Source organism: Flavonifractor porci (assembly GCF_037572415.1).
GTDB classification, from domain to species: domain Bacteria; phylum Bacillota; class Clostridia; order Oscillospirales; family Oscillospiraceae; genus Flavonifractor; species Flavonifractor porci.
On record NZ_JBBHLB010000021.1, the window covers coordinates 17,759 to 34,850 of the forward strand.

The window sequence follows — 17,092 nt, forward strand, 5'->3', positions numbered from 1 at the left end:
TACCTCCCTGCTCTATGCGCGGCCGGCGGCGGCGCTTTTTGACATTATATCACATTCTCTAGCCTATGGAAACCTATCAACGATGCTTGGCCAGTTCTTTCCACACCGCCTGAGCAATGACCTCCTGTCCCTCCGGAGACCGGAGGACTTCCAGCACCATGGCCTTGAACTGCTCCCTGGCCTGTTTGCTGGAGAAAAGGGCGTCCAGCATGGTGGCTCCGCCGCTGGAAACCGGTTCTGCCTTGGGCCGCTTGACCGGCGCGGGACGGTATACCTGCTCCTCCTCAGCCGCGGTCAGACCACCACTCATCCAGTCCTCCTGGCGGGTACGGTCCCCGCTCTCTCCCCTCAGATAAAAAAGCGACACGCCGAAATAGGCTGCCATCTTCTCCTGTTGATCCTTGGTAGGGGTGGCCCGGCCGGTCTCGTACTTTTCAACGGCGTTCTTGGGGAAACCCAGCTCCGCTGCCAAAGCGGGACGGGACAGGCCCTTTTCATTGCGCAGAGCTTCAATCCGCTGTGCCATGGTAACCATAGTTCGTCTCTCCTTTTTCATAGATAAAACGAAAGGGGCCGCCCGGCCCCTTTCGTTTGTATGTGATTTATCGCTGTCCCTTATCGTAGGGGATACCCTCCGCCTTGGGCGCTCTGGACTTCTTGGAAGTGAAGGCCAGTACGACCAAGGTAATCAGGTAGGGCAGCATCCGGTAGAAATGGGGGCTGATACCGATAGTCGCCAGCAGGAACACGCCGTCGCCATTGATATCAATGCTGGTATAGGATGCGGCGATGCACTTGAACAAGCCAAACAGCAGCGCCGCACCGGCAATGTTCAAAGGCTTCCAGTTACCAAAGATCATGACCGCCAGGGCCAGGAAACCAAAGCCTGCCACCTCGCCGGTGGAAGCGCAGTTGGCGGTGGTGAGGGCGTATACAAAGCCACCCAGACCGGCCAAGGCACCGGAAATGGTGGTACCGGCATAGCGCATCTTATACACATTGATGCCCAGAGAATCGGCTGCCTGGGGATTTTCGCCGCAGGAACGCAGACGCAGGCCGAAGCGGGTCTTATAGAGCAGGATGGACAGGATCACAAACAGAATGATACAGATATAGGTAGCCAGGTAGGTCTTATCGATAAAGGTGGAGCCAAAGAAACCCATCTCTTCCGTGCGTCCATAGCCGAAGAAGCTCTTTTTGATCATGAAGTAGCTGGCCGCGTCGCCTTCCGCCATCTGCAGCGTGTTCTGGTTGGCCACGATACGGATGAAAAAGAGCACCAGAGCAGGAGCCAGCAGGTTCAGGGCAGTACCGCCGATGGTCTGGTCCGCCCGCAGATTCACCGAGGCGAAGGAGAGCAGCAGGGAGAAAATGGCGCCCAGCACTGCGGCCACCACCATGGCCAGGATCATGAAGCCCTGGAGAGCCACCCAATCACCGGCAGCCTTGGCATCTACATAGAAGCCCGCCTGCTGCATCAGCCTCACAAAGAGCACGCCCGCAAAGGCGCCAAAGATCATGATACCTTCGAGAGCCAGGTTGATGATACCGCTGCGCTCGGCAAACACGCCGGCCAGTGCCACGATCATCAGCGGTACGGCATAGATCAAAGTCTGCTGAATGAGGAATGTCATGCTTTACCGCCTCCTTCCTCCACAGCTGCATTGCCCGGTGGGGTACTATCCGGCGGCGTATCTGCCGGAAGCGGCTCTGTGGTTGCAGTCACCGTCTCCATCTTGGCATTCTTACGCTTCTTGCGGCCGCTGATGAGCATCCGGATCACCAGAGAGAAGGCGCTGAGGTAGACGATGATGGCAATGATTACGTCGGTAATATACTCGTTGTAAGCAGTCAGGTTGGTCAGCTGCAGGCCCACGATGTCCAGCATGGACATGAAGCAGCCGGCAAAGATCACGCCGATGGGATGGCTGGCCGCCAACAGGGCTACAGGGATACCGTTGAAACCGATGGCAGGCAGCGACTGATAGGCCGAGGTCCAATAGAACTCGGTGTTGCCGGACAGATAATACAGGGCAGCTGCAGCGCCGGACAGAGCGCCGGCGATGGCCATGGACAGCACAATGTTGCGCTTATCCGCGATGCCCGCATACCGGGCGGCATGGCGGTTGGCGCCGCAGGCCTTCAGCTGGTAGCCCAGGGTAGTTTTGGACATAAGGATAAAGACCAGAATGGCAATGATAATTGCCACGATGATACCGCCGTTTACCTGAGAGCCGGGGAAAATCTTATCCAGACCCAGCTTGGCGGTCTGTACGCCGTTGAAGCTGGTCTTATAGATATAGGCGGTTTTGGTATTCTCCACATGATTCTGCAGGTTCTCAAACAGGCTCCCCTTATCAAACAGCCAGGTCACCAGGTTGGCCGCGATCCAGTTGGTCATGATACAGGCCAACACCTCATTGATGTTGAGAAATGCCTTGACCAGGCCGGGGATACAGCCCCAGATGGCGCCGGCCAGGCTGCCGCCCACGAAGGCAATGATCCACACCACAGGGGCGGGCACCACGCTGGTGGGAATAGACAGCGCCAGGATCAGAGTGGCAGCCGTGCCCATCAGGTACTGACCGGGAGCTCCGATGTTGAACAGTCCTGTCTTGAACGCCACCGCCACCGAGAGACCGGTGAGGATCAGAGGCGTGGCCCGGAAGAGCATATTGCCCATGTTAATGGAATTGAAGCCAAAGGTAAGCGTACCCGCCGCATTGCGCCCAGTGCTGAACAGGCCGCCGAATATCAGCTGAACACCCTCTACAGCGCCCTTCAGGCCCAAATTGGAATTGAAGATACCTACGATCAGGATGATTACCGCGCCTACCGCCAATCCGATCAAAATAGCGATCAGCGAAGCCATTACCGATTTGGTACCCTCTTTTTGCAACAGAGTGGAACCTTTCTCTTTCACGCGCCCTCCCCCTCCTTTTCAGTCCGCTTGGCGCCGGCCATATAGAGGCCCAGCTCCTGAACGGTGGTGGTCTTCGGGTCAAGCTCGCCCACGATCTCGCCCTCATACATCACCAGGATGCGGTCGCTGAGGCTCATGACCTCATCCAGCTCCAGGGAAACCAGCAGTACGGCCCTGCCCTTATCACGTTCAGCCACCAACTGCTTATGGATATACTCAATCGCGCCCACATCCAGGCCGCGGGTAGGCTGCACTGCCACCAGCAGGGGTTTGTCCCGGTCCACTTCCCGGGCAATGATGGCTTTCTGCTGGTTGCCGCCGGACATGGAACGGGCAATGGTCACCGGGCCCTGGCCGGAACGCACGTCATACTGTTCAATGAGTGCGTCGGCATATTTGCGCACCTCACCCTTCTTGATGAAGCCCAGGTTCTGAAATCTAGGCTCCCGGAACCGCTGAAGCACCATGTTCTGCTCCAGGGTAAAGTCCAGCACCAGGCCGTGCTTGTGCCGGTCCTCGGGGATATGGCTCATATTCTCCCCTCGCTGATGGATGGAACAATGGCTGATCTCCTTGCCGCACAGCTGGATGGAACCGGCACTGCATTTCTCCAGGCCGGTCAGACCGTAAACCAGTTCGGTCTGGCCATTGCCGTCGATACCCGCGATACACACAATTTCGCCCTTGCGGACCTGGAAGGTCACATCATTGACCGCATTGCGTTTATGGCTGTGGGAAGGTACTGTCATCCCCGCCACGGAAAGCACCACATCGCCGGGCGTGGCTGTGGTCTTCTCCACTTGCAGCTGGACCGGCCGACCCACCATCATGTTGGACAGGGCCTGCTTGTCTGTGTCTTTGGTGTCCACCGTACCCACGTATTTGCCCTTGCGCAGTACGGTGACCCGGTCTGCCACCGCCATGATCTCATTGAGTTTGTGGGAGATAAAGAGAATGCTCTTCCCTTCCTTGGCAAACTCCTTCATAGTGGCCATCAGCTCGTCGATCTCCTGAGGGGTGAGCACGGCGGTAGGCTCGTCAAAAATGAGGATTTCATTGTCCCGGTAAAGCATTTTCAGGATCTCCACCCGCTGCTGCATACCGACGGTAATATCCTCCACCTTGGCGTCCAGATCCACGCTCAGACCATATTTTTTGGAGATCTCCTCCACCTTTTTACGGGCCTCTTTCTTCTGCAGAAATCCCATCTTGGTGGTCTCAGCACCCAAAATGATATTATCCAGCACTGTAAATACATCGATCAGCTTAAAGTGCTGGTGCACCATACCGATCCCCAGCGCCGTTGCATCGTTGGGGTTATTGATCTTCACTTTCTGCCCGTTCTTGCGGATCTCGCCCGCCTCCGGCTGGTACAGGCCGAAGAGCACACTCATCAAGGTAGATTTTCCCGCGCCGTTTTCGCCCAGCAGCGCATGGATCTCCCCCCTGCGCAGCTGGAGGGTAATGTCGTCATTGGCAATGATGCCTGGAAACTCCTTGGTAATGTGGAGCATCTCAATGATGTTCTCAGTCTCCATAGTCCTTATCCCGCCCTCCTCCGTAAGTTGGTTGTTTTTATTATACAATATCGGTAGGAGAAACTCAAGAAATTTGTTTTATTGTCCAAATTCCAAGTCTCCCGCTGCGAAAAAAAGAAAGGGCGCCCTGCGGAATTCCGCAGGGCGCCCTCCGGATCGACTGATGATCAGATGACGTTCAGAGTCAGGTTGCTCCAATCGGTGCTATCCAGCTTCTCGTAGTCAGCGTCCACCACCAGGGAGCCGTCCACCATCTTCTGGTACAGCTCCTCGTACTCCTCAACGGTGAACTTCTCAAAGCGCCAGGAGCCCTCAGCGGTGGGCAGAGCCACGGCGTCCTCAGTCACGCCCAGAGAGGTAGCCACGCCGCCGATGTCGCCGAAGGTGCTGTCATAGACGTGACCCACGGCCCACTGCACAGCGTCAGACAGGCCCTTCATAGCGGAAGTGACCACGCAGTCAGACTCGCCGGACTGGTCCACGTCCACGCCGATGACAAACTTGTCGTTGGCGGAAGCGGCAGCGGCGATAGACTGGAACATGGAGCCGCCGCAGGCAAAGACGATCTCAGTGCCGTTGGCATACCAGCCGCTGATCATGGTCTGCAGCTCGGTGGAGCCCTGGAAGGTAGAACCGTACTGCCAGGAGTAATTCATCTCCACGTTGATGCCCATATCCTTGGCGGCGTCATTGGCACCCTGGACATAGCCGTAACCGAACCGGCAGCAGGCAGGGTTGGTGCCGCCGCCGCCGCCGGAGAAGCCCAGCTTGGTGAAGCCGTCCTTCACAGCGGCATAGCCGGCCAGATAGCCAGCCTGCTGCTCCTGGAAGGCGATAGCAGCCACATTGGTCAGAACGGGGCTGTCGGGGTTGGCGGGATCCTCAGTCAGAGGATAGCCGTCGATAAACACGAAGGGAACCTCGGGGAAATCAATGGCGGCCTTGCGCAGAGCAGCCTCCTGCAGGAAGCCGGCGCACACCACCACTTCAGCGCCACCCTCAACGGCGGCCTTCATGGCGTCATAGCGGTCATCGTCGGTAGCCTCGTTGGCGTTGGCGGGCTGATAGTACTTGTAGGACAGACCGTTGGCGGCAGCATACAGCTTCACGCCGTCGAAGGTGCCCTGGTTGAAGGACTTATCCTTCAGCTGACCCACGTCGGTAACGAACGCAACCTGATACTTGTTGTCCGCAGAGGTCATGGTATCAGGAATGCTGTCGGGATCAGTGGCGGTCTCGCCACCGGGGGTCTCGCTGTTGCCGGGGGTGGTCTCCACGTTGCCGGGAGTCTCAGTATTGCCGCCGGGGGTCTCGGTGGTACCGCCGCCGCCGCAGGCTGCCAGGCCCGCGATCATTGCAAGAGAGAGCAGCAGCGCAAGGAGCTTTTTAGACTTCTTCAATGTGATCTACCTTCCTTTCATATCACACAAATCGCCCAGGTCGGTCTGCAACGGCGTTGTTTCTCCTCCCTGAGCTTGGTCCTATTATACTCTGTTCCCGAAAAAAGGGCAACCTGTAATTTACACAAACCATTCAATTTTTACAAATTGCCATCACCAATTTCCTTCCCCTTCCAGTAAAAACAGCAAAGGAGCGGCCTTTTGCCGCTCCTTTGCCACCATTTGTCATTGAATAGAAACCACTTCGTATCCCGCTTCCGTAACAGCGTTCTTCAATACCTCGTCCGCCACATCCTTACTCAAAGTAACAGTGGCGGTCTTGGCTGCCAGATCCACGGCGGCGGTCACGCCGTCGATGGCATTGAGGGCCTTCTCCACATGGGCCTGACAGTGGGCGCACATCATTCCGTTGATGGTCATAGTCTTGGTCATGGTACTCGTTCCTTTCTGTGTTTCAATTTGCTCCGCCGGCGACTCGCAATGGAGGGGCCGGAACAGCTTCAGACGCAGGGCGTTGGACACCACGCACACCGAACTCAGGCTCATGGCGGCGGCGCCGAACATGGGGGAGAGCTGCCAGCCGGTGATAGGGAACCACACCCCGGCGGCCAGCGGGATACCGATGATATTATAGATGAAGGCCCAGAACAGATTCTCCTTGATGTTGCGGATCACCTTTTTAGACAGGCGCACCGCGGTGACCGCGTCCAGCAGGTCGCTTTTCATCAGCACCACGTCGGCCGACTCGATGGCCACATCGGTGCCCGCCCCAATGGCCATGCCCACATCTGCCCGGGCCAGAGCAGGAGCGTCGTTGATGCCGTCGCCGATCATGGCCACCCGCTTTCCCTGGGCCTGAAGCTCGGCTACTACCTTCTCCTTGTCCTGGGGCAGCACCTCAGCAATCACCTGCGTCACTCCCAACTCCCGGCCCACCGCCTCGGCGGTGCGCCGGTTGTCGCCGGTGAGCATGACCACGTCGATGCCCAGCTCCCGGAAGCCCCGGACGGCGGCGGCGCTGGTTGACTTGGGGCGATCGGCCACCGCCACCACACCCAGCACCTTGCCATGTTCGGCAAAGTACAGCGGAGTCTTCCCGTTTTGAGCCAGAGCCTCTCCCCTGTCGCCAAAACCTTGCAGGGAAATGCCCGCCTTCTCCAGCATGGCCCGGTTGCCCGCCAGCACCGCAGCGCCGTGGAGAGTGCCCCGGACACCCCGGCCGGACAGAGCCTCAAAGTCCTGAATGGGTGCCAGGGGGATATTCCGCTCCTCCGCCTCAGTCAGAATGGCATCGGCCAGCGGGTGCTCAGAGGGCTTCTCCAGAGAGGCAGCTACGCACAGAAGCTCCTCCTCCGTTACCCCTTCTGCCGGGATGCAGTCGGTGACCACCGGTTTGCCTTGGGTCAGGGTACCCGTCTTGTCCACCACCACAGTGCGAACCGTGTGAAGGGTCTCCAGCGCCTCGGCGGATTTGATGAGGATGCCATTTTCCGCCCCCTTGCCGGTGCCCACCATAATGGCCACCGGAGTGGCCAGGCCCAGGGCGCAGGGGCAGGAGATCACCAGCACCGCCACTCCAGCGGTGAGCGCCGACTCAATGGACCGGGTGAGTGCGAACCACACCACCGCCGTCACCACGGCGATGCCGATCACCACCGGCACAAAGATCCCGGCCACCTTATCGGCCAGTTTGGCAATGGGAGCCTTGGAGGCGGAGGCCTCCTCCACCAATTTGATCATCTGGGCCAGGGTGGTGTCCTCCCCCACTCTGGTGGCCCGAAACACAAAATAACCGGATTTGTTGATGGTAGCGGCGGCTACCTGGTCACCGGGTCCCTTCTCCACCGGCAAAGACTCGCCTGTGAGGGCGGACTCGTCCACAGAGGAGTTCCCTTCCACCACGATCCCGTCTACCGGGATGCGGCCGCCGGGACGCACCACCACCAGGTCGCCCATCGTCACCTCTTCCACCGGGATCTCCTCCTCTGCCCCATTCCGCAGAACCGCGGCAGTTTTAGGGGCCAGATCCATCAGCCGGGTAATGGCCTGACTGGTCTTTCCTTTGGACCGGGTCTCCAGCCACTTGCCCAGGGTAATGAGCGTGAGGATCATACCGGCGGACTCAAAGTACAGATCCATGGACCACTTGTCCACCCGGGCCTGATCCCCGTGCCCCAGGCCCCAAGCGATCTGGAACAGGGCGGCCACGCCGTAGATCACGGCAGCGGAGGATCCCAGGGCAATTAGGGAATCCATGTTGGGCGAGCGGTGCCATAGCGTTTTAAAGCCCACCTTATAGTATTTGTCGTTGATATACATAATGGGCAGGGTGAGCAGGAACTGAATCAAAGCCACCACAAACACGTTGCCCGGATCGTGGAAAAAGGCGGGCAGAGGCCAGCCCATCATATGCCCCATAGCAATATAGAACAGGGGCACAAGGAAAATGAGGGAGGTCAAAAAGCGCCGCTTCATACCAGCGGCCTCTTCCTCCATCATATTGACCTGTTTAGGCTGGGCCGTTGCTCCCTTAGCTGCCGGGAGGGAGGCTCCGTAGCCCGCCTCCTCCACCGCATGGATGATCTGCCCGGCGTCGGTGGCTCCCTCGTCGTAGTCCACCACCATGGAATTGCCCAGCAGATTCACATTGACCCCGTCCACGCCGGCTACCTTGCACACGGCCTTTTCCACATGCGCGGAGCAGGCGGCACAGGTCATACCAGTAACATCAAACTTTTGCTTCATACCTTCACCAAGCTTTCAGACCCAATCCGCACCGCCCATTCCGCGCCCAATGGCGCGTCCAAGCGGTTTGCGCAGCAAATCCTTGATGCCGGGCGAATTCATTTCGCCCGCGCAGATCAAAATATGGGGTCCCCACGGCATAATCCATGCTGTGGGGCTCGGAGCAGGCCGCGCAGGTCATGCCTTGTACGTTAAATTTTTGCCTCATGGTCTCACCATATCGTCTTTCTACTTTAAAATCTTGCCCAGCGTGCCGATCAATTCGTCCACCTTCTGGCTCCGCTCCTCCGGCGTTTCCGCCTCCTGGATGCAGTGCTTGAGATGGGCCGCCAGGATCTCCTTGTTGGTACGGTTCAAAATGGCCTCCGTAGCCATAAGCTGCTGGGAGATATCGATACAATATCGATTCTCTTCCACCATTTTTAGAATTCCGTCAATCTGTCCCCGGGCGGTACGCAGCAGCCGGAGGACCGTTTTCTGGTCTGCCATCATGTCAGACACCCCCCTGGGGTGTAGTATAGCACCACCAGTTAGTCGTGTCAACCTCCCTCCCGTCGAAAACCCCCGGAAAAATAGTAGGAAAAAAGGGGTTGACATATTAGAACATTTGAATATAATAATATATAGATCAAGACAGGGAGGTGATCCCATGGAAGGTACAGATTCCATCTATCTGGAGAAGGCGGAGCTGCTGAAGGCCCTGTCCCATCCCGTCCGACTGCGGATCGTCCGGGGCCTGCTCCACTGCGGCTGCCGCAACGTGGGGTGCATGGAGGCCAACACCGGCCAGTCCCAGTCCTGTATCTCCCAGCACCTGATGCGTCTGAAGGCCGCCGGTATCGTAAAGGCGGCCCGGTCAGGCAACGAGGTCTATTACGAGGTCTCCGATCCTCAGGCAGCGGCTGTGATCGCCGCTCTGTTCGGAGAGTGTGAGGAGGAATACCATTGTATGACATCGCAGTGATCGGCAGCGGCCCTGCCGGCCTGTCGGCCGCCGTCCAGGCACGGGTACGAAACAAATCGGTGCTGGTGGTGGGTGGTGACGACCGGGACAATCCCCTCTATAAAACCCCACGCATCGAAAACTACCTGGGCTTTCCCCAGGCCAGCGGCCAGGAACTGCTGGATCGGTTCCACGCCCATGCGCTTGAAATGGGGGCCGAACGAAAAGAGGGCCGAGTTTTGAATATCATGCCCATGGGCGACACATTCTATCTCAGCATTGGTTCTGAGATGGCGCAGGCCCGGGCAATCATTCTTGCTACCGGCGTGGTGTGGGCCAACAAATATCCCGGCGAGACAGAACATCTGGGACAGGGCGTCAGCTATTGCGCCACCTGCGATGGAATGCTCTACCGAAACAAAGAGGTGGTGGTAGTCGGCAAAGCCGCCGACGCGCCTCAGGAGGCCAACTACCTCCAGGAGCTGGGATGCAAGGTCACCTACGTCAGCGACAAGGCCCCCGACGGTCTGCGGCCCGACATTCCCTTTGTGAAGGCTCCCAAGGTGGAGATCACCGGCAACGGCAAGGTGGAATCCCTTCGGGCCGGCAGCACCACCATTCCCTGTGGGGGCGTGTTTATCCTCCGGCCCTCGGTGGCCCCCGCCGATCTGCTCCCCGGCCTGGCGCTGGAGGGCGGATACATCCAGGTGGACCGGAACATGGCTACCAGTGTGCCCGGCGTCTTTGCCGCCGGCGACTGCACCGGCCTCCCCCTCCAGGTATCCAAAGCCGTGGGCGAAGGCCTGGTGGCTGGCCTGCGAGCAGCGGAATATATAGACCACATAAGTAATCCAAATTGATTTCTATACAGAGAAAGGATGTTATCTATGTCTATCATTCATCTGACCAACGAGGCTTTTGACAAGACCGTCTCCAACGGTATCACCATGGTGGATTTCTGGGCTTCCTGGTGCGGCCCCTGCAAGATGCTCTCCCCTGTGATGGAGGACCTGGCCAATCAGTACGAAGGTAAGGCACTGGTGGGCAAGGTCAATGTGGATGACGAGCCAGACCTGGCCATGCGTTTCGGCGTCATGAGCATCCCCACCGTCATTTTCCTGAAGGACGGCAAGGAGTTCGACCGCAAGGTAGGTGCCATGCCTCCCCAGGCCTACGCCGCCGTACTGGATGCCAATCTGTAATCAGGAAAAATGCCTGCCGCAGTGACGCGGCAGGCATTTTTTATTCATCCCCTTCTTCCATCAGATGGGAGACCAGGGCGCAGATCACACCGGCGATGGGATAGACGATCCACCCCCAGCGCCAGCCCCAGCTGTCGCCGTAGTCCCCCTCCATAGCCATAGAGCCAAAGCCCACGATCATATAGATTACTGTGGCGGTGATCATAATGGCCCCGCACACCTTGCCCACCTTCTTCCGGCGGGCCACCGCCTCCGGGCTTGGATCGTGCTCCTTATTCCAGTTCTCAATGTTATACTTACTCCTGCGCAGCCCGGCCCACACCAGCACCGCCACACCCAGGGCTATGATAGCCAGAAAGACCGCTGCCAGTTTGGCCTCCGCCCGCTCGCCCATCAGCTCTGCGCTGTCTCCCAGCAGGACAAGCCACACCACCGCCAGAAAAAAGCCCACGATGGGCAGGGCGATCAGGAAGGGATAGCGATTCAAAAACCGTTCCCGCTGCTCTTGGGTATAGAAGTCCTGGAGCACCGGGTGTTCTTTCTCAAAGCGGTCGTAGCGCATACCGGCAATCACCAGAATAGCTACCGCCACCCCGATTCCCGAGATGAGGGCCGCCGCCATCCAATTCTCCGGCAGACCGGTGCTGCCGTAAAGCGCCAGACTACCCCCCACCGACAGGATGATCAGCCCCACCCCTATGGCAATCCAGTTGGAGAACCAGTTCATAAAGCGGTCGTACCCGGCGGCATCGGTGTGGTAATGCTCCCGCACATCGCCTCGCAGCAGGGTGTCCAGGTCGGTATGGAACAGCTCGCACAGCACCATCAGTTTTTCCATTTCCGGAAAGCTGGTATCCGACTCCCACTTGCTTACCGACTGGCGGGACACCTGAAGGGCCTCAGCCAGCCCCTCCTGGGTCATCCCGGCCCTGTCCCTCAGAAATTGTAAATTCATTCCAAAACTCATAGTCTCTGCCTCCTCTCAAGGTGGCTACAACATATCAAAACCCAAGCGCAACTGAAACCAATTTGCAGTTGCGTTTGGGTTTTTTCATGTAAACTTCCGGTTGCACCGGGCTTTTTGCTCTCAAAAAGTACTCAGTGGGACCGGCCGCCCAGCATGGCGTTCAACTCCGCCTGGGTACAGTGATAATCCCCATCCCCGCTGCGGCGGTAGGAGCCCCGACGTAAGTTTCCTTCGATATAGACCGGCCGCTGGTCCTGCTCCGCCATAGGCACGGTGATGGCCACAATGTCCCCGCCGTCCACATGGAGGATCTGGATATCCTCCTCCCGGAGGATATTGAGGCTGACCACTGCCGGATCGTCCAGACCGGCGATCAGCTCCTCCACCATGCCCTGGGGGTCCAGCAGGCCCTGTACCCGCAGGCTGTGGTCGGGCAGCTCTTCCACCCCCAGCAGGATTACCCCGCCGTAGCTGTTGGCAAAGGCGGAATAGGTCTCCCAAATGCTGTGGGGCAGACCGCCGGTGGCCAGCTTGGCCTCCAGGCGGTTATTTTCCCGATAACGGCTGATCTGTGTGAAGTCGAACATAGCGCCGTCCTCCCCTTTCGTAGTGCCTTCATTATACCGGGAAGGATGGCTGTTGACAAGGAAAAAGGGACCTATCCACTGACAGGTCCCCCGCTAGGTTATACGGTAACAGCGCCCAAAATCTCGCCGATGGGTCCGGCGATCACTAGATCGGCCTCCTGGTCGTAGGGAGTGGGGCTCTTGTTGATGAGGGTCAGCTTATTGCCCCGGTAGTAGCGGATCAGGCCCGCCGCCGGATACACCGCCAGGGAGGTGCCGCCGATGATGAGCATATCCGCCCGGGAGATGGCCAGCACGGCAGCCTCGATGGTCTCCTGATCCAGAGCCTCCTCGTAGAGCACCACGTCTGGCTTGATCATCCCACCGCACACCGGACAGTGGGGCACGCCTTTCTGCTCTATCATAAAGTCCAGGTCGTAAAACTGACGGCACTTCATGCAGTAGTTGCGGTGAACCGAGCCGTGGAGTTCATAGACGCTGACGCTGCCCGCGGCCTGGTGAAGCCCGTCGATGTTCTGGGTCACCACCGCCTTCAGCTTACCCGCCCGCTCCAGCTCCGCCAGCTTCAAATGGGCAGCGTTGGGCTTGGCATCCGGGAAGAGCATCTTGTTATGATAGAACCGGTAAAACTCCTCCGGATTCTTCTGGAAAAAGGTATGGCTGAGAATGGTCTCCGGGGGATACTGGTACTGCTGGTTGTACAGTCCGTCCACACTGCGGAAATCAGGGATGCCGCTCTCGGTAGACACACCCGCCCCGCCGAAAAAGACGATATTCTCACTCTCGTCGATCCGCTTTTGGAGCTGTTTCTGTTGATCCTCCATGAGAGAACCTCCTTTAAACGGGCCGATGTAGGCATCGGCCCCTACGATTTCCGGTGGCGGCAGTAGGTGTGAGGGCAGCTGGAGCAGCCGCCGCAGTCGCATCCCCGCTTGCCCTTCAGATTCTGATGGAAGCGATAGATCAGGTAGACCGCCGCCCAGACAATGAGGACGGCCACCCCGGCGTAGATCAGATATTTCAGCATAGCATTACCTCAAAAACAGGGAGCCGATCTGGTAGACCAGGAAGGAGCCCAGCCAGGCCGCCCCCAGCTGCCAGCAGATGGAGGCCAGGGTCCACTTGGCCGAGTTCATCTCCTTGCGAATGGTGGACACCGCCGCCACGCAGGGCACATAGAGCAGCACGAATACCAGGAAGGAGTAGGCCGCCAGGGGGCTCTGGAAAGTGCCTCCCAGGGCGGCGGCAATGGCGGTGCCGCTGGCGGTGATAGAGAAACCATAGAACATACTCATGGAGGACACTACCATCTCCTTGGCAATGAGGCCGGAGAGGAGCGCCACCGCCGCCTGCCAGGTACCAAAGCCCAGCGGCACAAAGAGAGGGGCCAGGAAGGAGCCGATGACGCCCAGGATGGAATACTCCTCGTTGGACACCATGCCGAAGGCGCCGCCCTCAAAGCCGAAGGTCCGGAGAAACCACAGCAACACGCTCATAGCCAGGATCAGGGTACCCGCCTTGATGAGGAAGCCCTTCACCTTCTCCCACACATGGAGGGCGATATTTTTCAGGGTGGGCAAACGGTAGGGAGGCAGCTCCAGCACAAAGGCGGCGGGCTCTCCCTTGAACACCAGCTTCTTCAGCAGGATGCCGGAAAGAATGGCAAAAATCAGGCCCAGCAGGTAAAGGGAGAACACCACCAGTCCGCCGTACTTGGGGAAGAAGGCGGCGGTGAGCAGGCCGTACACCGGCAGCCGGGCGGAGCAGGACATGAAGGGCACCAGCATGATGGTCATGCGGCGATCCTTCTCATTCTCCATGGTGCGGGCGCCCATGACGGCGGGAACCGTGCAGCCAAAGCCCATCAGCATGGGGATAAAGGCCTTGCCGCTGAGGCCAAAGCGCCGCAGCAGCCGGTCCATGATGAAGGCGGCCCGGGCCATATAGCCCGAGTCCTCCAGAAAGGACAGGAAGAGAAACAAAATGGCGATCTGGGGCAGGAAGGTAAGCACGCCGCCCACACCGGCAATGACGCCGTCCACCAGCAGGGCCTCCACCCAGGGGGCGGTACCGGCGGCAGCCAGCCCCCCACGCACCCAGTCGGCAAAATAGCCGCCGATGAGGGTTTCCACCCCGTCAGCCAGTATCTGACCAGGGCCAAAGGTGAGGGCAAACATGGCCAGCATCATCAATAGAAAGGTAGGTATGGCCAAAAATTTGTGGGTAACAATGGCGTCGATCCGGTCGGACAGAGTGGGGGTGCCAAGGGGGCGGCCCCGCCGCACGCAGCTGTCCACTACCTTCTGGATAAATTGATACCGGGCATCGGCAATCAGGGTCTCCCGGTCGCCCAGCTCATAGGCGTTCTCATATTCCTGACAGACCCGCTCCAGAGCAGCCTTCTCCACCCCGCTCAGCCCCAGGGCCTCCTCTACCAGGGAATCTCCCTCAATCAGTTTGATGGAGGCCCAGTGGGCGGGGATACGGGCGGCATAGGCCTTGTCGTGGATCAGTTCGCCCATCTTGTGGTGGATCTGGTGGGTGAAGTCGTCATACAGGTCGTCGGGCTCTACGGTGACCCCAACGTGCATCTGCTGATGGGCCACTTCCAACAGCTTCTGGATATTCTTCCCCGACCGGGCGGTAATGGGGATCACCGGCACACCCAGTTCCTTGGACAGCCGGTCCACGTCAATTTTGTCCCCGTGCCTCTCTACCTCGTCCATAAAGTTCAGGGCAATGACCATAGGCCGCTCCAGCTCCAGCAGCTGGGCCGTCAGATAGAGATTGCGCTCAATATTGGTGGCGTCAATGATGTCGATGATAGCATCGGGCCGCTCCCCCACGATAAAATCCCGGGCCACGATCTCCTCCATGGAGTAGGGGGACAGGGAGTAAATGCCGGGCAGATCCACCACGGTGACGGATTTCCCGTCCACCTCCGCTTTGCCCTCCTTCTTCTCCACCGTCACGCCGGGCCAGTTGCCTACATACTGGTTGGAACCGGTAAGGGCGTTAAAAAGAGTGGTCTTGCCGCAGTTGGGGTTACCCACCAGGGCCAGCTTCATTTCCCGGGTATCATGGCTGGCATAGTCCGGCACGCCGCCGTGGGCCGCAGCCTCATGGGCGTGGTCGGCATCCATCCGGCGGATGGTCTCCTCATCGGGCAGATGCTGCACCATGCCCATACGTTTTTTCCTGGCCTGAGCCTTCTGCTCCCCCTCCTCGCCGGTGGCGATGAGGATCTGGGCGGCGTCCGACTTCCGCAGGGACAGCTCATAGCCCCGCAGATTAAGTTCCACCGGGTCGCCGAAGGGGGCCACCTTCCGCACCATGACCTGGGTGCCGGGGGTCAGGCCCATATCCACCAGGCGGCGCTTCACCGGCCCCCGGTCATTGCCTACCTGGAGAATGATGCCCTTTTCCCCGGGCTGGACTTCCTCCAGGGTCTTATGTGTCTGTGTCTCTTGTAGTTTCATCTTATCCCATCCGCAGTCCTCAGAGTTAACCCAATCTAATTCCGTGCTCATTATACTACGCTGGCAGCGGCAGACGCAAGAGACTTCCCCCGCCATTTTTACCAAAATCCCACCGGTTTTGGGGCCATCAGAGAAAACATCCAACAAAAAAGGAGCGCCGCGGAATCTCCGCAGCGCTCCCGATATGCAGGGGAACTTACTCCTCGTGGTCGTGGTCCTCACAGCCGCAGCCACAGCCGCAGCCGTCTTCATCCTCATCCCCGCAGCAGCAGTCGTCAGACAGGTCCAGAGCGAACTTCTGCTTGCAGTTGGGGCACTGGATCACGCCCTCGTCCAGAACGGACTCGTCGATGACCAGGGTCTCGCCGCAGTTGGGGCACTCAGTCTCGAAGAAATCGTCGTCGCCACAGCAGCAATCGTCGTCATCCTCATCGTCCTCATCCTCAAAGACGGCCTTCTCCACATCGGCCAGGTCGTCGGAGATGGCGTCGATCTCCTCGCCCAGAGCCTCAGTGTTCTCCTCCAGGTCCTCGATGGACATCCCGATCTCCTCCAGGATGCCGATCATCACGGAGATGAGCTTGCCCTCCTTGGACTTCTCGGTGTCGATATTCAGGCCCTCAGCCAGGCCCTTCAGGTACGCGACCTTCTCAGAAATCGTCATAATGCGTCTCCTTTTCTTCATCAGTCAGCCACGAAAGGCCTAAAAATTGTCCGATTAACCCTTGCAGCGCTCCAGGTACTCGCCGGTACGGGTGTCGATCTTGATCTTGTCGCCGGGGTTGATGAACAGGGGCACCTTGATCTCAGCACCGGTCTCCAGAGTGGCGGGCTTGGTCACGTTGGTGGCGGTGTCGCCCTTGAAGCCAGGATCGGTCTCGCTGACCTCCAGCTCCACGAAGGTGGGGGGCTCCACGGCGAATATCTTGCCCTTGTAGGAGTTGATCTTGCACACCATGTTCTCCTTCACAAAGCGGAAGTTATCGCCCAGCAGCTCGGAGCCGATGGGCACCAGGTCGTAGGTCTCGGGATCCATGAAGTAGTACAGATCGCCGTCGTTGTAGCTGTACTCCATGTCCTTGCGCTCCACATAGGCCTGCTCAAACTTGGCGGTGGGGTTGAAAGAGGTCTCGGTCACGCCGCCGGTGATGACGTTCTTCATCTTGGTGCGGACAAAAGCGGCGCCCTTACCGGGCTTGACGTGCTGGAACTCGACGACCTGCATGACCTGGCCGTCCATCTCAAAGGTCACGCCGTTGCGAAAATCACTGGCAGAAATCGTAGGCATTGAAATTCATCCTCCAACAG

General features: G+C 58.6%; 17 protein-coding genes. 3 read left to right on the forward strand and 14 right to left on the reverse strand.

From position 1 onward, the window contains the following. Positions 1–76 precede the first annotated feature (76 nt). The 7 genes from WHJ28_RS14620 to WHJ28_RS14650 all read right to left on the reverse strand — a co-directional run bounded on the left by WHJ28_RS14620 (position 77) and on the right by WHJ28_RS14650 (position 9,098). Complete coding sequence (locus WHJ28_RS14620; RefSeq protein ID WP_340042799.1) at positions 77–535, reverse strand: helix-turn-helix domain-containing protein; 459 nt, start codon at positions 533–535, stop codon at positions 77–79. Between the two features lie 67 nt (positions 536–602). Continuing rightward, positions 603–1,634 carry an ABC transporter permease gene (locus WHJ28_RS14625; RefSeq protein WP_340042800.1) on the reverse strand — a complete coding sequence of 344 codons (1,032 nt, stop codon included), beginning with the start codon at positions 1,632–1,634 and terminating at the stop codon, positions 603–605. Continuing rightward, positions 1,631–2,923, reverse strand: coding sequence for an ABC transporter permease (locus tag WHJ28_RS14630; RefSeq protein WP_340042802.1), 1,293 nt, complete (start codon positions 2,921–2,923; stop codon positions 1,631–1,633). Before WHJ28_RS14630 ends, WHJ28_RS14625 begins: the two co-directional genes overlap by 4 nt. After that, positions 2,920–4,461: an ABC transporter ATP-binding protein gene (locus WHJ28_RS14635; RefSeq protein ID WP_340042803.1), complete on the reverse strand. Its 1,542-nt coding sequence runs from the start codon at positions 4,459–4,461 to the stop codon at positions 2,920–2,922. Before WHJ28_RS14635 ends, WHJ28_RS14630 begins: the two co-directional genes overlap by 4 nt. 167 nt (positions 4,462–4,628) lie before the next feature. Further along, a complete protein-coding gene (locus WHJ28_RS14640) occupies positions 4,629–5,861 on the reverse strand; it encodes a BMP family lipoprotein (protein ID WP_340042804.1) in 1,233 nt (410 codons plus the stop codon). A 225-nt stretch (positions 5,862–6,086) separates the two neighbouring features. Continuing rightward, positions 6,087–8,606: a heavy metal translocating P-type ATPase gene (locus WHJ28_RS14645; protein WP_340042805.1), complete on the reverse strand. Its 2,520-nt coding sequence runs from the start codon at positions 8,604–8,606 to the stop codon at positions 6,087–6,089. A gap of 228 nt (positions 8,607–8,834) precedes the next feature. After that, entirely contained in the window at positions 8,835–9,098 is a 264-nt protein-coding gene (locus tag WHJ28_RS14650; RefSeq protein WP_340042806.1) for a metal-sensing transcriptional repressor, read from the reverse strand. A gap of 157 nt (positions 9,099–9,255) precedes the next feature. Here WHJ28_RS14650 and WHJ28_RS14655 point away from each other — a divergent pair, with 157 nt between their 5' ends. The 3 genes from WHJ28_RS14655 to trxA are packed head-to-tail and all read left to right on the forward strand — an operon-like array spanning position 9,256 to position 10,751. Then, entirely contained in the window at positions 9,256–9,570 is a 315-nt protein-coding gene (locus tag WHJ28_RS14655; RefSeq protein WP_340042807.1) for an ArsR/SmtB family transcription factor, read from the forward strand. After that, the gene (locus WHJ28_RS14660; RefSeq protein WP_340042808.1) at positions 9,552–10,409 is read left to right on the forward strand and encodes an NAD(P)/FAD-dependent oxidoreductase; all 858 of its coding nucleotides are present in this window, start codon (positions 9,552–9,554) and stop codon (positions 10,407–10,409) included. Before WHJ28_RS14655 ends, WHJ28_RS14660 begins: the two co-directional genes overlap by 19 nt. A gap of 27 nt (positions 10,410–10,436) precedes the next feature. Then, positions 10,437–10,751 carry a thioredoxin gene (gene trxA, locus WHJ28_RS14665; protein WP_340042809.1) on the forward strand — a complete coding sequence of 105 codons (315 nt, stop codon included), beginning with the start codon at positions 10,437–10,439 and terminating at the stop codon, positions 10,749–10,751. Positions 10,752–10,791: 40 nt separating this feature from the next. Here the strand turns inward: trxA and WHJ28_RS14670 are convergent, their stop codons facing one another. From WHJ28_RS14670 to efp, 7 genes are all read right to left on the reverse strand, one after another. Beyond that, a complete protein-coding gene (locus WHJ28_RS14670; RefSeq protein ID WP_340042810.1) occupies positions 10,792–11,718 on the reverse strand; it encodes a helix-turn-helix domain-containing protein in 927 nt (308 codons plus the stop codon). A gap of 131 nt (positions 11,719–11,849) precedes the next feature. Then, a complete protein-coding gene (locus WHJ28_RS14675) occupies positions 11,850–12,305 on the reverse strand; it encodes an AlbA family DNA-binding domain-containing protein (protein ID WP_340042811.1) in 456 nt (151 codons plus the stop codon). A gap of 98 nt (positions 12,306–12,403) precedes the next feature. Beyond that, positions 12,404–13,129: an NAD-dependent protein deacylase gene (locus tag WHJ28_RS14680; protein WP_340042812.1), complete on the reverse strand. Its 726-nt coding sequence runs from the start codon at positions 13,127–13,129 to the stop codon at positions 12,404–12,406. Between the two features lie 41 nt (positions 13,130–13,170). Next, positions 13,171–13,332: a FeoB-associated Cys-rich membrane protein gene (locus WHJ28_RS14685; RefSeq protein ID WP_340042813.1), complete on the reverse strand. Its 162-nt coding sequence runs from the start codon at positions 13,330–13,332 to the stop codon at positions 13,171–13,173. A gap of 4 nt (positions 13,333–13,336) precedes the next feature. Continuing rightward, positions 13,337–15,784 carry a ferrous iron transport protein B gene (gene feoB / locus WHJ28_RS14690; RefSeq protein WP_340042814.1) on the reverse strand — a complete coding sequence of 816 codons (2,448 nt, stop codon included), beginning with the start codon at positions 15,782–15,784 and terminating at the stop codon, positions 13,337–13,339. A 196-nt stretch (positions 15,785–15,980) separates the two neighbouring features. Next, positions 15,981–16,448, reverse strand: coding sequence for a CD1247 N-terminal domain-containing protein (locus WHJ28_RS14695; RefSeq protein WP_340042815.1), 468 nt, complete (start codon positions 16,446–16,448; stop codon positions 15,981–15,983). A gap of 54 nt (positions 16,449–16,502) precedes the next feature. Next, positions 16,503–17,072 carry an elongation factor P gene (gene efp / locus WHJ28_RS14700; protein ID WP_087188553.1) on the reverse strand — a complete coding sequence of 190 codons (570 nt, stop codon included), beginning with the start codon at positions 17,070–17,072 and terminating at the stop codon, positions 16,503–16,505. Between the last annotated feature and the right edge of the window lie 20 nt (positions 17,073–17,092).

Coding starts and splice junctions, on each gene's coding strand:
- WHJ28_RS14625 (WP_340042800.1), bottom strand. CDS start 1,634: ATGACATTCCTCATTCAGCAGACTTTGATCTATGCCGTACCGCTGATG.
- WHJ28_RS14695 (WP_340042815.1), bottom strand. CDS start 16,448: ATGACGATTTCTGAGAAGGTCGCGTACCTGAAGGGCCTGGCTGAGGGC.
- WHJ28_RS14635 (WP_340042803.1), bottom strand. CDS start 4,461: ATGGAGACTGAGAACATCATTGAGATGCTCCACATTACCAAGGAGTTT.
- WHJ28_RS14675 (WP_340042811.1), bottom strand. CDS start 12,305: ATGTTCGACTTCACACAGATCAGCCGTTATCGGGAAAATAACCGCCTG.
- WHJ28_RS14650 (WP_340042806.1), bottom strand. CDS start 9,098: ATGATGGCAGACCAGAAAACGGTCCTCCGGCTGCTGCGTACCGCCCGG.
- WHJ28_RS14655 (WP_340042807.1), top strand. CDS start 9,256: ATGGAAGGTACAGATTCCATCTATCTGGAGAAGGCGGAGCTGCTGAAG.
- feoB (WP_340042814.1), bottom strand. CDS start 15,784: ATGAAACTACAAGAGACACAGACACATAAGACCCTGGAGGAAGTCCAG.
- trxA (WP_340042809.1), top strand. CDS start 10,437: ATGTCTATCATTCATCTGACCAACGAGGCTTTTGACAAGACCGTCTCC.
- WHJ28_RS14620 (WP_340042799.1), bottom strand. CDS start 535: ATGGTTACCATGGCACAGCGGATTGAAGCTCTGCGCAATGAAAAGGGC.
- WHJ28_RS14670 (WP_340042810.1), bottom strand. CDS start 11,718: ATGAGTTTTGGAATGAATTTACAATTTCTGAGGGACAGGGCCGGGATG.
- WHJ28_RS14645 (WP_340042805.1), bottom strand. CDS start 8,606: ATGAAGCAAAAGTTTGATGTTACTGGTATGACCTGTGCCGCCTGCTCC.
- efp (WP_087188553.1), bottom strand. CDS start 17,072: ATGCCTACGATTTCTGCCAGTGATTTTCGCAACGGCGTGACCTTTGAG.
- WHJ28_RS14680 (WP_340042812.1), bottom strand. CDS start 13,129: ATGGAGGATCAACAGAAACAGCTCCAAAAGCGGATCGACGAGAGTGAG.
- WHJ28_RS14685 (WP_340042813.1), bottom strand. CDS start 13,332: ATGCTGAAATATCTGATCTACGCCGGGGTGGCCGTCCTCATTGTCTGG.